General features: G+C 39.8%; 12 protein-coding genes and 1 tRNA gene. 5 read left to right on the top strand and 8 right to left on the bottom strand.

Annotated features, from left to right (window positions below; genetic code table 11):
* Nucleotides 1–74: 74 nt before the first annotated feature.
* The 3 genes from FC27_RS09175 to FC27_RS09165 all read right to left on the bottom strand — a co-directional run bounded on the left by FC27_RS09175 (nt 75) and on the right by FC27_RS09165 (nt 2,401).
* A tRNA-Arg gene (locus tag FC27_RS09175) sits at nt 75–148 on the bottom strand.
* 35 nt (nt 149–183) lie between these two features.
* On the bottom strand, nt 184–1,410 hold the full coding sequence (locus FC27_RS09170; protein WP_010624377.1) for a DEAD/DEAH box helicase: 1,227 nt from the start codon (nt 1,408–1,410) through the stop codon (nt 184–186).
* Nucleotides 1,403–2,401, bottom strand: coding sequence for a Gfo/Idh/MocA family protein (locus tag FC27_RS09165; RefSeq protein ID WP_010624378.1), 999 nt, complete (start codon nt 2,399–2,401; stop codon nt 1,403–1,405). Before FC27_RS09165 ends, FC27_RS09170 begins: the two co-directional genes overlap by 8 nt.
* A gap of 118 nt (nt 2,402–2,519) precedes the next feature.
* Here FC27_RS09165 and FC27_RS09160 point away from each other — a divergent pair, with 118 nt between their 5' ends.
* The 5 genes from FC27_RS09160 to FC27_RS09140 all read left to right on the top strand — a co-directional run bounded on the left by FC27_RS09160 (nt 2,520) and on the right by FC27_RS09140 (nt 7,879).
* Nucleotides 2,520–3,860, top strand: coding sequence for an APC family permease (locus FC27_RS09160; RefSeq protein WP_010624379.1), 1,341 nt, complete (start codon nt 2,520–2,522; stop codon nt 3,858–3,860).
* Nucleotides 3,861–3,935: 75 nt separating this feature from the next.
* A complete protein-coding gene (locus FC27_RS09155; RefSeq protein ID WP_010624380.1) occupies nt 3,936–5,273 on the top strand; it encodes a PTS transporter subunit EIIC in 1,338 nt (445 codons plus the stop codon).
* The gene (locus tag FC27_RS09150; RefSeq protein WP_010624381.1) at nt 5,263–6,162 is read left to right on the top strand and encodes an alpha/beta hydrolase; all 900 of its coding nucleotides are present in this window, start codon (nt 5,263–5,265) and stop codon (nt 6,160–6,162) included. The genes FC27_RS09155 and FC27_RS09150 overlap by 11 nt, the downstream gene beginning before the upstream one ends.
* A gap of 97 nt (nt 6,163–6,259) precedes the next feature.
* Entirely contained in the window at nt 6,260–6,526 is a 267-nt protein-coding gene (locus FC27_RS09145; protein WP_010624382.1) for an ACT domain-containing protein, read from the top strand.
* A 9-nt stretch (nt 6,527–6,535) separates the two neighbouring features.
* Nucleotides 6,536–7,879 (top strand): PFL family protein, encoded by a 1,344-nt coding sequence (locus FC27_RS09140; RefSeq protein WP_010624383.1) that lies wholly within the window; start codon nt 6,536–6,538, stop codon nt 7,877–7,879.
* Between the two features lie 1,179 nt (nt 7,880–9,058).
* On the opposite strand, the gene rlmD is transcribed toward FC27_RS09140, so the two are convergent.
* From rlmD to gatC, 5 genes are all read right to left on the bottom strand, one after another.
* A complete protein-coding gene (rlmD, locus tag FC27_RS09130; RefSeq protein ID WP_010624385.1) occupies nt 9,059–10,414 on the bottom strand; it encodes a 23S rRNA (uracil(1939)-C(5))-methyltransferase RlmD in 1,356 nt (451 codons plus the stop codon).
* Nucleotides 10,415–10,568: 154 nt separating this feature from the next.
* Nucleotides 10,569–11,552 (bottom strand): diacylglycerol kinase, encoded by a 984-nt coding sequence (locus FC27_RS09125; RefSeq protein ID WP_010624386.1) that lies wholly within the window; start codon nt 11,550–11,552, stop codon nt 10,569–10,571.
* A gap of 13 nt (nt 11,553–11,565) precedes the next feature.
* Nucleotides 11,566–12,993: an Asp-tRNA(Asn)/Glu-tRNA(Gln) amidotransferase subunit GatB gene (gatB, locus tag FC27_RS09120; RefSeq protein ID WP_010624387.1), complete on the bottom strand. Its 1,428-nt coding sequence runs from the start codon at nt 12,991–12,993 to the stop codon at nt 11,566–11,568.
* Nucleotides 12,993–14,450, bottom strand: coding sequence for an Asp-tRNA(Asn)/Glu-tRNA(Gln) amidotransferase subunit GatA (gene gatA / locus FC27_RS09115; RefSeq protein WP_010624388.1), 1,458 nt, complete (start codon nt 14,448–14,450; stop codon nt 12,993–12,995). The genes gatB and gatA overlap by 1 nt, the downstream gene beginning before the upstream one ends.
* The gene (gene gatC, locus FC27_RS09110; protein ID WP_010624389.1) at nt 14,450–14,749 is read right to left on the bottom strand and encodes an Asp-tRNA(Asn)/Glu-tRNA(Gln) amidotransferase subunit GatC; all 300 of its coding nucleotides are present in this window, start codon (nt 14,747–14,749) and stop codon (nt 14,450–14,452) included. Before gatC ends, gatA begins: the two co-directional genes overlap by 1 nt.
* Nucleotides 14,750–14,757 lie beyond the last annotated feature (8 nt).

Here is a 14,757-nt window from a genome sequence, read left to right as displayed (position 1 = left end):
ACGATTTGACTTAGAGCCATTCTTTTTAAGTTGTCATTAACAATGACTAATCCTATTACTGCTGTAATTCTTAATGATCCCTCCCGGAATCGAACCGGGGACCTACTGCTTAGGAGGCAGTTGCTCTATCCTGCTGAGCCAAGGGACCAAAAGGCAACACTAATATCGTGCCACCAATAAAAACTATTGTAAAGGTTTTTTGACGCGACGTTTACCTTTATTCTTTTGATCACGTAAACGTTTTTTATTTCTTGGTTTAGATTTGCTGGCGGAATTTTGTTTATTCTTGTGATAAGTGGCCTTATCAGAAAAAGTTCCGTCATGATTTAAGAAGACCTTTTTGATCTCTAAATCATTGAATGTTTGTAAGTTACGAAAATCGTGGCTATTACCAAAGGTCACCACATCACCTGATTTACCCATTCGCCCAGTCCGTCCAGCTCGATGAAGGTACTCGCTATTATCGCGGGGGATCATGTAATTGATTATCGTTGTGACATCGTCAATATCCATCCCTCTAGCAGCTACATCGGTTGTCAACATCAGATTGACTTTACCGGAAGAGAACAGTTGCAAAGCTGTTTTTCTTTGCTGTGAAGACATTTTACTATCTAAAGCAACAAAATTAGTTTTTGAATGTTCTAAATCACTGATGATCTTATGTAATGATCGTGAATTATTGAAAAAAACGATCCCGAGAAATTTTTTATTATGGGCCATTTCCCTGATCAAGGTATTCTTCATTCCATCACTACCAGTATTGATGAAATAATGCTTGATGCCAGCAGTATAAGAACGGTCATATCGTTGGTCGATCAATAAGAAATCTTTGCCAAACCACTTCGACATATTTTTAAAAATCTCATTACCAGTTGCCGAAAAGAAGGTCATTTGAACATCCGCCGGCATTAAATCAAGTGTTTGTCTCACACTGTCTAATTTGGTTTCATTCAACATCTCATCGGCTTCATCGACAATAACAGTTTGAACATTGCCTAATTTTACCTTGCGTGAGTCAGTTAATTCTTTTAACCGGCCTAATGTTGCTACTAAAATTTCAGGCTTTTCTTTTAATTTTTTCAATTGTCGCTGAGGATTGGCTCCACCGGTGACTGCCTGTACTGAACAACCAACTGCTTTTGCTAACGGTTGAATGACAGTTCTAACTTGAATCGCCAATTCTTGTGAAGGTTCCAGTATCAAAATCTGGAGACCATCTTTGGGTACCAATGTTTCAATCATTGGCATCACAAAGCCCAATGTTTTTCCTGAACCAGTAGGCGCCATGGCCACGATATCCTTACCTTCCTTAAAAGGCAGATAGACTGATTCTTGAATCTTTGTCATTTGCTCAAAATTATTTTCTTTAAAATAATCTTGAAAAAGTTTTGGTATTTCCAATTTATTCATCCTTGTCTGCTTCAAATACAATTCCTGCTGAAGCCCTTGCGTGTTCTAGAACGCGATTAACAATTCTAGCATATCTTGACAGTTGCGCATACTTATCTTGATCATTTTCATTGATGATCCGTGCAAATTCAATTGCTTCAGAGTCCATCGGATTGTCACTCTTAGTTGTTGGGATCTCAGAAGGGTGCTTATCCTCATCACTTTCAGACAACCTATTAATGTCACCGCCACTATCCAATAGCAAAGTTTTCTTGCCAAAATAAATTTCTGAAGGCATGAATGAATTCTTCGTCTTTCCGACGATAATGTTAACATCAAAATTAGGATATTTGAGCGTCAAACTACCACTACCATCGACTCCTGAAGACAAAATTTCAGCTTGATAATCAACTTTCTCAGGTATACCAAATAATACAACAGCATCATAAATTGTATAAACACCTAAATCATACAAGGCACCGCCAGAAAATTTAGTTGTGAAGACATTAGGTTCTTTACCATCCAAATGATCATCATAACGACTTGAATATTTCATATAAGATAAAGTAGCACCACTCAATTGGTCCTTGTTTTCTTCTAAATATGATTGAATCTTTTTGAAAATTGGTTCATAAATATGGCGGGCAGCTTCTAACAAAAAGCAACCTTTAGCCTTGGCCAACTCTTGTAAAGTGGCAAATTCATGAATATTTGAAGTACTAGGTTTCTCAACGATAACATTTTTACCATGCTCGATGGCCAACTTAGCTTGACTAAAATGTAAACTATTAGGAGAAGCAATATAAACCACACTGAACTTCTCACTACTGAAAAATGTTTCTAGATCAGTCGTCAGCGTTACGTCGTCAGCCTGGAATTTATCAGCAAATACTTTGGCTTTCCCTTCGGTTCTCGAATAAACTTCGGTCAACTGAAAAGACTTGGTTTCCTCCGAAGCTTCAACAAATTGTTGCGTGATCCAGTTCGTTCCAATAATTCCTAATTTCAACATATAATCACCTCGTAATTTAATTCTACTGATTAATTTGGATAATTACCATAAAAAACATTTCGTCACCAATAAAAACTGTTATATAATTTCTAGCATACTATTTTTAGGAGATATTTATATGAAAGCAGAATCCGAGGAGTCCAACTTAAAAAGAGATTTAGGCTTCTTTCCAGCACTATCGACCGTTATGGGGTTAGTGATCGGTGGTGGTGTTTTCTTTAAAATATCCAGTGTGACTGCAGCAACTGGTTCAGCCAGTTTGACCATCATCGTCTGGCTGTTGGCGGGTTTCATCACCATCAATGCCGGACTAACGATTGCCGAGTTAGCAGCTGCCTTGCCCGTTTCCGGGGGGATATTTAAGTACATCGAATACATTTATGGGAAAGTACCAGCCTTTTTGCTTGCCTGGGATCAATCAGTTATTTACTACCCAGCAGCGATTGCCGCGCTATCAATCGTTTTTGCTAATCAAGTCATCAACCTACTGAATTTGACGGCAGCCTATCGAATACCGATTGCGATAATCTTGACCGTCTTCTTGTTTGCAGTCAATCTTCTAGGTGCCAAGGTCGGTGGCAGTATCCAATCAGTCGCCTTCATCGCCAAGCTGATCCCAATCGTTTTGATCATCGCTGTAGGGATCTTCGTCCCATCCGACAACCCAGTATCATTCTTCCCTGTTACTGCCGGTTCTCAACCCAATTTCTGGACAGCACTCGGGACCGGGTTCGTGGCCACGATGTTTGCCTTCGACGGTTGGATGAACGTCGGTAACATGGCCGGTGAAATGCGCAATCCCGAAAAGGATCTCGCCAAATCGATCATCATCGGTTTAGTCCTGATCACTTTAGTTTACGTCTTGATCAGTTTCGTTTTCGTCAAAGAACTACCATTCAGCATCATCCCCGGAAACCAAAACGCCGCTTCCGAAGCCGCCATCAAGATTTTCGGTAACATCGGAGGAAAAATCGTTACGATCGGTATCTTGATATCCGTTTTTGGGTCAATCAATGGTTACACAATGACCGGAACACGTGTCAGTTATGTTTTAGGCAAAGACAACGAAATAGTTCTCTCAAAATTCTTTGCTAAATTGACTAATAAATCCCGTGTGCCGCTCAACTCTGGGATAATTCAAACCATTATCGCTATTATCATGATTTTCTTAGGTACCTTTGATTATCTGACCGATATGTTAGTTTTTGTTATGTGGATCTTCTCGGTAATGATGTTTGTCGGAGTCTTTATCTTAAGAAAGAAAGAACCCGACCTAAAACGTCCTTATCGCATCAACTTCTATCCACTACCACCAATTATCGCCATCATCGGTGGAACTTACATCGTCTTCTCGACTATCATCAGACAACCTGTCCTAGCATTTCTAGGAATCGTTATCACCCTACTAGGACTGCCACTTTATTACATTCATTATTATCATAAAAATAAAAGTAAGTAGCTTTGATAGCTACTTATTTTTTTTACGCTATAATCAAGTTGAAATTATTTGTTTAAAATTTAGGAGGTGTTGCGCTTGAAAGAATTATATTCAAACTCCTTACAGAAGAAAGTTATCCAAATAGCTTTGCGCACCCAAAAAAATTTTTTCTATCGCGTCATTCAAAGAACCGTCCTGACCATTTTCCCATTCGTACTGATTGGAAGTTTTGCCAAAACAATCCAGTTAATCTTTTTGAGTAAAAATGGTTTATTTAGTAACTTGTTAGATTTCATCCCTGACAGCATTTATTTTCAAATCGAAGGTGTCGTCACTGCAATATCCAACTTGACTATCGGCTGGATATCAGTCATCGCCGCCTACCTAGCTGCTAAATATTCCGCCAAATACTTCAAGCGTGATGATCAATTAGCAGGTCTTACTGCAAGCATTTCCCTATTGATCATTGCTTATACCTACTCCAAGAAGACCTCCTTTGCTTTTCATCAATCAATTCTAGGCATTAGAGGACTATTGTTCGCCATTTTAATGGGGATCTTCGTTGGTTATTTATTCAAAATGACCAGTAAAAAGGCCAGTCCGATAAATTTTTCATCCATGTCCAGTAGCGCTTTGAATCGGGCCTTCACCTCAATGACAGCAATTTTTTTAATGATCGTGATCGCGGCAATTTTTAGTGCTGCTGTTAACGTCACCTTCTATTCAAATTTACCTGAGACCGTTATTTCCCAAATCTCCAGCACTAATCCCAGCACGATTCCGTGGTTAAGATTGCTGCGGACACTTGGACTAGGGACCTATACTGTCATCATGTCATTTTTAGGTTGGTCTGGCCCTTATTCGTCGATTGGAACCAGTTATTCTGATACGACTTCAATCGCTAATTTAAATTACGCATTAAATCACCATACTACCTGGGGCGCACCAGATATTTTCAATAGCAACGCCCTTTATCATACCTTTGCCGCCTATGGTGGTACTGGTGCGACTTTAGCTCTGATCATCGCCGTCTTTTGGATCTCCAAAGATCGTGATTTTTTGACCGTTTCACGTTGGTCGCTGATCCCCAGTATTTTTAATATCAACAGCCCCTTGCTTTCCGGAATTCCGGTATTTTTTAACGTAATCTTCTTTATCCCCTTTATCGCCGCACCACTCGTTAACATGTTGCTGGCGGCATTAGTCTTGCAACTGCATTTGATGCCCCCAGCAGTCTATTCCGTTCCCGTAGGGACCCCAGGACCCCTAATAGCCTTTCTGGGAACAAACGGAAGTTGGCAAGCCTTGTTGTTCACACTGTTCAGTTTGTTTATTTCCGTTTTGATTTATATTCCCTTTGTGCGCATTGCTGAAAAGGTCAAAACGATTGATAACTTAGCCGCCGATGAAAGAGGTGAAGATCATGAAATTTAACTTTCATCGTCCAGTGACCAAAAAAGGTCGCCATGCGTTATTATTTTTACTCCTAGTATTAGTAATTATTGGAATCCCTTCATATCTGTGGTCAAAATCCAATATCACCACGATTGCAGGCCGTTATAATTCACCACTTTCACCAATCATTATGATCCCAGGCTCAAGCGCCTCAGCGGACCGTTTTGAAGGCCTAGTTTCCACTATCAACAAAAAATATGACGAACATCATAGCTTACTAGAGTTGACCGTCCATACTAATGATTCCATCACCTACAAAGGTTCTATCAAAGGCAATGATCCGAGACCGTTTATTGTCGTTGGCTTTGAAAATAATCAAGACGGCTACGCTAACATCAAAAAACAAGCCAAGTGGATGTCAGTAGCTTTCGATGCCTTGAAAAGTCGTTACAAATTCAACAATTTCGACGCCTTCGGCCACTCGAATGGAGGTTTGATCTGGACTTATTACTTGGAGCATTATTTCGATGACGATACGATCAATGTCCATCGAATGATGACTGTCGGATCACCTTATAATTTCGAGGAAAAGGACCAGAACAAGCGGACACAAATGTTAGATGATTTCATCAAACATAAGGACAAATTACCCCAAGATCTAACTTATTACTCGATTGCTGGGACCAAGGTCTACACTGACGACGGCATCGTACCGATCGGTAGCGTGGAAGCTGGCAAATATATTTTTGAAAGCAATATCAAGCATTACACTCTAATAACTTTGACTGGTAATAACGCCGAGCATTCAGACATGCTGACGAACCAGCAATTCATTTCTTTGTTCCATCAATATATTATTGAGGACCGTTCGACGATGCCGACAAATTCGAAAACTCGTAAGAGCGACAGTGCTCAAATTAACAAGTGATTAGAACTCTTGTCGCTTCCGTCTTGATAAATAGTTGTCCTATATAACTTTTTCGTTTATTATTAATTAGAAGTTTTTTAATATAAAGGAGACAATTATGAAAGCCATTCTCACAGTAATTGGTCGCGACCACGTTGGTATCGTGGCAAAAGTTGCTACTAAATTAGCTGAATTAAATATTAATATTATTGATGTTTCACAAACTTTGATGCATGGAAATTTCACGATGATCATGATGGTAACTTGGGATGAAAAGACATCCTTCGAGTCCGTTAAATCTAGTTTGACTGACTTAGGTCAAGAAACAGACTTGGACATTCATATCCAACGTCAAGAAATTTTTGATGCGATCCAAAAACTTTAGGAGGTCTACATGGAAACTAATTCTATTGTCGAAACTATTCAAATGATCTCCGAAGAGAAATTGGATATTCGGACGATTACCATGGGAATTTCATTGATCGACTGTATTGACAGCAATGGTGAAAAAGCCCGTCAAAAAATTTATCAAAAACTGACGACTAAGGCGAAAGATCTCGTCAAGGTCGCTAACAAAATCGAATCTGAGTACGGTATCCCCATCGTCAACAAGCGGATCTCCGTTACTCCAATCTCAATCATCGCTGCCGCTTCTAGTGACAAAGATTACGTAGCTTACGCCAAGGCGATGGACAAAGCTGCTGCTGAACTAGGTGTCGATTTGATCGGTGGTTTCTCTGCCTTGGTTCAAAAAGGTTATCAAACAGGTGACGAAAAACTAATCCAATCGATCCCACAAGCGTTGTCAGAAACTAGTCGGGTCTGTGGCTCGGTCAATGTTGGCTCAACTCGTTCAGGGATAAATCTGGATGCCGTAAAACAAATGGGTACAGTCGTCAAAGATTTAGCTAGCATAGACCCAGTAAATTGCATGAGTTTGGTCATTTTCGCTAACGCTGTCGAAGATAATCCTTTCATGGCTGGTGCCTTTCACGGTGTTGGCGAAGCTGACTGCGTGATCAATGTTGGTATCTCTGGCCCCGGTGTGGTCAAACGTGCCTTGGAAAAAGTTAAAGGCCAGCCAATCGACGTTGTTTCTGAAACTATCAAAAAGACAGCCTTCAAAGTAACTAGAATGGGCCAATTCGTTGGAAATTTGGCTTCTAAGGCTTTAAATGTCCCATTTGGTATAGTTGACCTCTCCTTGGCTCCTACACCTAATGAGGGCGATTCTGTGGCTGAGATACTAGAAGAGATTGGTCTTGAAAGTGTCGGTGCTCCTGGAACGACTGCTGCTCTGGCTTTATTAAACGATGCTGTTAAAAAAGGTGGTGTTATGGCCTGCGAACACGTTGGTGGATTGTCTGGTGCCTTTATCCCCGTTTCTGAGGATGCTGAAATGATCCGGGCTGTCAACGCTGGTAATCTCAATATTGAGAAACTTGAAGCAATGACGGCTGTCTGTTCAGTAGGTCTCGACATGATCGCAGTTCCTGGTGACACCTCGGCTGAATCGATCAGTGGAATGATTGCTGACGAAGCTTCGATGGGTGTTATCAACAACAAGACTACTGCTGTCCGGGTTATCCCTGCTCCTGGCAAATCAGTCGGTGACACGGTTGAGTTTGGTGGTTTATTTGGGCGTGCTCCGATTATGCCGGTCAACACTAATAGTCCGGCTGCTTTTGTTTCTCGTGGCGGGCATATTCCTAGCCCTATTCACAGCTTCAAAAACTAATTTGTTGATTGGTGGGTGGTGGTTCACTGCCGCCTGCGGTAAGAAGATGATTTTTGGGCTGGAACGTGGTGGGCACGACTTGGAGCCTCCCTTTGGGAGTCTTCAAGCTCGGCCTTATTCTAAGCTCGCTTCGCTCACTAAGAATAATTTCACCACTTAGCCCAAATCATCTTCTTACCTCCGGCTGGGTTTCTTAAATTTGCTGGGTTTGAGAACGCTAAGTATTTGATATTTGTTGTTATTTTGAATACATATGCTAAATCATTTTCTAGCAGACTTGGTATATGTTTGCATTGCTTCGCTGCAAACCTCATTTCTGAAAAATTTAAATTCGTTTCACAAAAAAGTGCCACTAACCTTCAGACTTATGTCTAATGGTTATGTGGCACTTCTTTTATAAATTTTATGAATGAAGCGTCCTATAATTATGAAATTAAAATAGGGACGGGATTTTCTTTATTGAAAACCTCGTCCCTATTTGATTTCTTAGATAAAAAAAGACGATGTCTCAGACATCGTCTCATGTGATAAAGTGCAGTGATCTTCCAAACGCCTAAGCGCCGACCACTTACCTTTATCTCGGTTTGGCACCGTCTGAAAGTATCGCATGTTGACAGTGTTAAGTCAATCTAAAATTTACCTGTCATGTTGCAATTCGATTCAACATACGTTCATCTACCAACTACCACTGTACAAGAAGTCGTTAAATTTCAATTTAATTTACATGGTGAAAACCATTATATTAATCTAACAAAATATAAAATAATTGTTTTATTGATTTGTATATAAAACAAGACAATGGGGTGAAAGCCCGAGGCAAAACAAAGCTGAATAAAGCCATTTGATAAATTTTCAATCATAGTCTGTCTTTTAACCTAAAAGAATTCCAAAACCGAAAAAAGAAGAAAACTCACAACTCCGATACTTCACCCCAACAAAAACTGCAAGTTTGAGAAAACTAGCCGGAGGCAAAGAAATGATTTGGGCTCAGTGGTGAAATTTCACTAAGCCGGCGAAGCCAGCTTAGTGAAAGACCCAGCTTGAAGACCGCCGAAGGTGGGCTCCAAATGGTGTCCACCACGTTCCAGCCCAAAAATCATTTCCTTGCCGCAGGCGGCAGTGAACCGCCAACCACACAAAAAAAGTCACGAGAACATAATCTCGTGACCACTTATAAAACTATTTTAATACCAAGCCCGTTACCGACTCGATATGATTTGTCATTGGGAACATGTCAACCGGAGTCGACTCAGAAATATCATAAATCTCACTCAAGGCTTTCAAATCACGAGCCAAAGTAGCAGGATTACATGAAACATAAACCATCTTCTTAGGCTTGATATTCTTGATCGAATCAATCAAAGAAGCAGCCAAGCCCTTACGAGGAGGATCGACCATCAAGACATCAACGCCAACGTTGTTTTTGGACCATTCATTCAAGACATCCTCAGTCTTACCGACAACAAAATCAGCGTTCTTGATATTGTTGATGTCAGCATTTTGTTGAGCATCTTTAACGGCATCTTCGACCACTTCAATACCAGTGACCTTTTTGGCCTTGTTAGCCATAGAAAGACCAATCGTACCAATACCAGAATAAGCATCAACGACTGATTCATTACCAGTCAATTGGGCCTTATCAATCGCCAATTGATACAACTTTTGAGTTTGTGTTGGGTTTACTTGATAGAAAGAACGTGGTGAGATCCGGTAGGTATTACCCAAAATTTCATCATCAATGTAAGGTGAACCAGCCAACAGCTGCATTTCCTTACCAAAAATGACATTGGTCTTCTTTTCATTGATATTTAGATATAGCGACTTAACTTCATCGCTGGCCATAATCTCATTAGCAATATCCTTGTAATGAGAAATATCGCGAACCCGAGATACTAAGACGATCATCATTTGTCCCGTGTAGTAAGCACGACGGACCATAATCGTTCTGATTTGACCCTTATGATTTTCTTCATCAAATCCACGGACCTTATACTTACGTAAAATGTCGCGAACACGCAAAATCTCAGCATCGATTTTTGGATCCTGAATCAAAAAGTCTTCCATCGGGATCAATTCATGTGAGTGACGACGATAAAAGCCAGTGGTCAACTTGCCATCAACTTCTCTGACTGGCACTTGGGCTTTATTGCGGTAATGTAATGGGTCAGTCATACCTAGGGTCTCATTTACCTTGATATCCAAACCATTTTTTTGATAGTTAACAGCAATCTGATGTTGCTTGAACTTCAATTGTTCACTGTATTTCAAGTGACTTAGTGGAGCTATCCCTGTTCGAGCATAAATATTATCGATATCATCAACTCTATCTGGGGACTTAGTCAAGATCTCTAGTGACTTGGCAAAACCATAACTCTTCCCTACTTTAGTCACTACTGCCTTAACTTTTTCACCGGGCAAAGCATTGTCAACGAATAATGTGAAATCGTCAACTTTAGCAACACCCTTGCCTTCATATGAAAGATCATCAATCGTCAATTCGATTTGATCATTTTTATTGATATTAGGTTTATCCATAAATTCTCCTTTAAATTTAACAACGAGCTAGAACACAAAAATAACAGCCTTCACCCAAAAATTCCACTAATTCGTACTTTGAATTAGTGGAACTTTTGATTTTGAACAATCTACATTGCTCATTATTAAGATATAAGATTTTTAGTAAAGCTCATTAATCTAATTTTTTCTCTTCTTCAATTATCTTCTCGCCAACATCTTTTTCCTCTTTGGTGCTATCTAATGATTTAAGAGGAATCGAGTCGACATTTGCGTACATTTTAACATGATTATGCAAATTCTTAAACTTCATTGGTGCATCGCCACCATATTCACCATCAAGGTTGATCATGATCCGATTGTCATCATTAGCTTTGATTGTGATTTCTTTAGTCTTAGTATAAATGACCTTAGGGTTGTCAACATGGCGTCCACCATTTAAGACGAGTGTGATCAAATGAACGAGATCTCTTAGATTAGTTTCTTTGACGATGATTAAAGAAAAAGTACCGTCACCGATGACAGAATTTGGAGCTATCTGCTCCATTCCACCGATTGAATTAGTTAATCCAATCAGAAACATTGTGGCTTTGCCATCAAAGACACCATCATCGTATTCGATATGCATGTCAATTGGACTGATCCGTGGCAGTAATTCAGCACCCTTTACCAGGTATGCCAAATATCCCAAAATAGATTTGTACGCAGAAGGTACTTCATAGGTCAACTCGGTCATTGAGCCACCACCAGCGATATTAATAAAATAATGTTCACCAGCTTGACCGATATCAACATCCAGTTTCTGTTTTTTGAGGACAACTTTAGCTGCCTCAACGACGTCATCTCGTGGAATCTTCAATGCACGTGCATAATCGTTTGTGGTCCCAGCTGGAATGATTGCCATTTCTGGTCGTGATTCTAAATCAGCGATACCATTAACGACCTCATTGATGGTTCCATCACCACCAGCAGCTACGACTAAGTCAAAACCTTCTTGGGCAACACGTCGGGCCTCTTTCAAAGCTGATTTCTTCTTGGCGGTTGTTCGATAGGCACTGGCTTCATAGCCAGCCTCTTCTAAAATATTTAAAATATCCCCCACACTGTTAGGTAATGTTTCATGACCAGACGTGGGATTATAAATCAATCTAGCACGCATAAAATACTCCTCGCTAACGGCTATTTAACTCTTCCATCAGTATTTTATTTACAACTTTCGGATTGGCTTGGCCATGTGTTTGTTTCATAATTTGTCCAACTAAGAAACCAACGGCACGATCTTTACCATTTTTGAAGTCGTCAATTGATTGTTGATTATTGTCTAAGACATCAATGATCATTGGTTTAAGGACAGCTGGATCAGATTCTTGGACTAGGCCTTTATCTTTGACCCATGTTTCAGGTTCTGTGCCGTTACTAATTGTTTCCTTAAAGACTTTTTTAGCAATTTTAGATGAAATTGTTCCATCTGAGATTAAATTGATCATTTTTGCCAAGTGTTCAGGAGTCAATTTAGTATCAAGCAAACCGACCTTCTTATCGTTCAAGTATCCATTTACTTCACCCATCAACCAGTTTGAGATCAACTTTGGATTGGCATCATATTTAACTGCTTCGTCAAAGAAATCTGACATTTCCTTAGTATCTGTCAAAACTCCGGCATCGTATTCAGGGATACCCAATTCATTGATATATCTAGCGCGACGATTTTCAGCTGGTTCAGGTAGATCGGCTTGGATTTCTTTGACCCAAGCAGGATCGATCTCAAATGATGGTAAATCAGGTTCTGGGAAGTAACGATAATCGTCAGCCCCTGACTTAACACGCATTAAGAATGTTTCACCAGTTTTTTCATCGAATCTTCTTGTTTCTTGTCCGATCTCTCCACCTTGTTTCAAAATAGCAGCTTGACGTTTTTCTTCGTATGCTAAACCAGTTCTAACATGGTTGAAAGAGTTCAAGTTTTTCAATTCGACTTTAGTACCTAATTTATCAGAGCCAACTGGTGTTATAGAAATATTGGTATCAACACGCATTGATCCTTCTTCCATTTTGACATCTGACGCACCAGTAAATTGAACAATCTGACGTAATTTTTCTAAGTAGGCATAAGCTTCTTCTGGAGAATGCATATCAGCCTTTGAAACGATTTCGACTAAAGGTGTACCCTGACGGTTCAAATCGACGAAGGAGCTACCACCGATGTGGGTATTTTTACCGGCATCTTCTTCAACGTGGAGTTCTTCGATACCGATTTTTTTCTTTTGGCCATCAACTTCGATTTCAAGCCAACCATCATGCCCTAATGGCTTTTCATGTTGTGTTAACTGAAAGGCCTTCGGATTATCAGGATAGAAATAGTTCTTCCGGTCGAAATGAGTATGTTGTTCGATATTAGCGTTCAAAGCTAAAGCAACCATTACACCCAAACGATAGCCACCTTTATTTACAGAAGGCAAAGTTCCGGGGAAACCAAAATCAATCACGTTAGTATTACTATTTGGTTCTGCACCATAAGCTACTGGTGAAGGACTAAACATTTTTGAGTTAGTCTTTAGTTCAACGTGGACTTCAAGACCGATCGTTGTTTCAAAATTCATTAGTCTTCCTCCTTTAATGCAGTTGGAATTTGTTGATAAAATTTATTTTCTTCTTGAAGTGCATAAGCTGCATTGAAGATCGACTGTTCGTCAAATTGCTTAGCCATCAATTGAAGTCCGACTGGCATACCATCAGCTAATCCTGCTGGTACTGAAGCAGCTGGAAGTCCAGCTAAGTTAGCAGGGATAGTTAAGATATCATTCATGTACATTGCTAGTGGATCATCGATTTTTTCACCAATGCCAAAGGCAGTTGATGTTGTAACAGGTCCAGCAATCAAATCATATTTACTTAAGACATCATTTAATTCATTAATAAAGATTGTTCTTACTTGAGCAGCTTTCTTGAAGTAGGCATCATAAGCACCTGCAGAAAGTGCGAATGTTCCTAGCATGATCCGACGTTTAACTTCGTCACCGAATCCTTCAGAACGGGAGTTAACGAATAATTGTTTGATATTCTTAACATCCTTGGCTCGGTATCCATAACGAACACCATCGTATCGTTGCAAGTTAGAAGAAGCCTCACTAGATGCGATAACGTAATAAACTTCGACCGCATGCTTCAAAGTTGGCAAACTAATTTCCTCGACTGTTGCGCCTAATTTCTTGTAAGTGTCCAAAGCTTCATCGATAGTCTTCAAAACTTTTGGATCAGTACCTTCATGCCAGAATTCCTTTGGAACGGCAATCTTGATACCGTGCATATCTTTGTTCAAATTAGCACGCCAATCAGTAACTTCACGTTCTGAAGTAGTTGCATCGTGGTCATCATGACCAGCAATAGTTTGAAGAACTTCAGCTGAATCTTCGACCCGTTTTGACATAACGCCAACTTCATCAAGACTAGAACTGAAAGCAACGACACCCCAACGTGAAACACGTCCATAAGTTGGTTTGATTCCAAAAATTCCATTGAATGATGAAGGTTGACGAATTGAACCACCAGTATCAGTACCTAAAGCAGCAATCGCATCACCAGTTGCAACCGTAGTAGCGGAACCACCTGAAGAACCACCAGGAACTTTAGTATGGTCCCAAGCATTGTGAGAAGTACCATAATATGATGTTTCAGTAGATGAACCCATGGCGAATTCATCCAAATTAGTTTTTCCTAAATTGATAGCCCCAGCTTGATTCAACTTTTCGAATACAGTTGCACTATAAATCGGCATGAAGTTGGACAAAATTTTACTTGAAGCTGTCGTCAGCATCCCTTTTGTCAAAATATTATCTTTAACGGCAATTGGGATACCAGATAAACGACCCTTGATACCGTCAGCATCAACTTTAGCAGCATCTTTTGTTGCATCATCATTGATAGTTACGAAAGCGTTCAATTTATCTTCTTTGCTATGGATCCGTTGCAAAGTTTCTTTAGTTAATTCTTCAGAAGTGATTTCTTTATTAACTAATTGTTCATGCAATGAATCGATCGATTGGTTTAAATAATCCACTATTCGTCGTCCTCCTTGTCAACGATCGTTGGTACTTTGATCAAGTTGTCTTGTGTTTCAGGAACGTTTTCTAACATTTCTTCACGTGTTTGAGTATGAATACCCTTATCAGGACGGAAAACAGTCTTCGTGTCACCCATGTGGTAAGTTGGTTCGATACCTTCTGTATCAACTGTTGACAAATTACTTGCAATTGTAACGATTTTGTCTAATTGTGACACAAAACCATCGATCTCATCATCTTTAAACTTTAGGTTTGCAAGTTCCGCAACGTGCAAAACTTCGTCTTTTGAAATCATAATTTTCT

The organism is Companilactobacillus versmoldensis DSM 14857 = KCTC 3814, from assembly GCF_001434295.1.
Classification (GTDB): domain Bacteria; phylum Bacillota; class Bacilli; order Lactobacillales; family Lactobacillaceae; genus Companilactobacillus; species Companilactobacillus versmoldensis.
This window is presented reverse-complemented; position numbering and strand designations above follow the sequence as displayed.